Source organism: Cyclobacterium xiamenense (assembly GCF_009467825.1).
In the GTDB taxonomy this organism is placed as follows: domain Bacteria; phylum Bacteroidota; class Bacteroidia; order Cytophagales; family Cyclobacteriaceae; genus Cyclobacterium; species Cyclobacterium xiamenense.
On sequence record NZ_WIOK01000080.1, the window covers coordinates 1 to 1,144 of the forward strand.

1 protein-coding gene is annotated in these 1,144 nt (G+C 30.5%); it reads right to left on the reverse strand.

Going from position 1 to position 1,144, the window contains the following annotated elements; all coding sequences use genetic code 11:
• Window positions 1-478: 478 nt before the first annotated feature.
• Window positions 479-997, reverse strand: coding sequence for a hypothetical protein (locus GCU44_RS22920; protein WP_154859714.1), 519 nt, complete (start codon window positions 995-997; stop codon window positions 479-481).
• Window positions 998-1,144: the final 147 nt, after the last annotated feature.

The following is a 1,144-nucleotide window of genomic DNA, read 5'->3' on the forward strand; positions in this document are numbered from 1 at the left end:
AACGGAAATTGATTTACAAATACAACTGGAAAAATGCCTTTTTACAACTCAGAAAAAGGATTGTGGACTTGTTCAGCCGGGAAAGTGTGGAAAAAATACCGGAAATCCTTGTAACTAAGATAGCCCGAAAGCTGGTAGCCGTAAAAAAAGGAAGAAAAAAAAATATCGCCCCAAAAATTGGCACCTGCTCCAGGAGCAAAGAAGCGTACCCCCCCCTAAACCTGATAAAAAGCTCGAAACCAGCAGGGAAAAATCAAATTTATTCCAGTTTGCAAGCAAAATTACAAATCAAAAAGCTTAACTTAATAGCATTGGCCACCTCATCCCTACAAAGCATATATTTGTTAGGTGCCTTATTTAATCATCCAATTTTTAATTCCAAGAATTATTATTATTAGAATCTCCTTTTTCAAAATAATCAGTAAAGTCTATTCTTGGTTTCAAATTCATAAATTGAAAATTTAAGCAATAATGATATTTATTTATTGAATTTCCTGAATGCCGCAATCATTTGGTAAATTAAATACCCTAAAGCCAACTTATAAAAAACTTCTAAAAGATAAATAATCCCGTGGAATGGAATTGAATATTCGTTTAAAAGTTTTAAGGGATTGACAAAATAAGTAAGACTTGACCAAATTTGGTTTGCCGAAAGTTTAACACCATTGAAATATAAAGAAATTATAATCGGAACACTAAAAAATAACGAAATTGCAACAATTCCAACAAATGCATATTGTGGTTTGGTAGAATGATTGTTTGAAAATTTATTGCACCAAAGAATTATTCTGTTAATTGAACCAATATCTTCTTTGCTGTTTAATCTTTCATTGTATTCTAATGCTTTAAATTTATTATATAGATAGTTGTCACCATATTCTTGAGCCAATTTTTTTAACTCTCGGTATAAAGTCAAATAATTTGTTTCATCATCTCTTTTAAAAGGATTTATAGTTCTTGTGGGTATTTCAGTTAAATTATTGGCTTCTAAGTTCAACAAAGAGGAATTAATAAATTTTATCTCATTGAAAGTATGTAAGAAAGAGTATAATACTCCCCATATGTTGGACCAAAAGTATCAGTCGTTAAGTTAACTCATTTATTTGATATTACCTCCTTAGTTGTCTTATTTCCCAAGGGTACC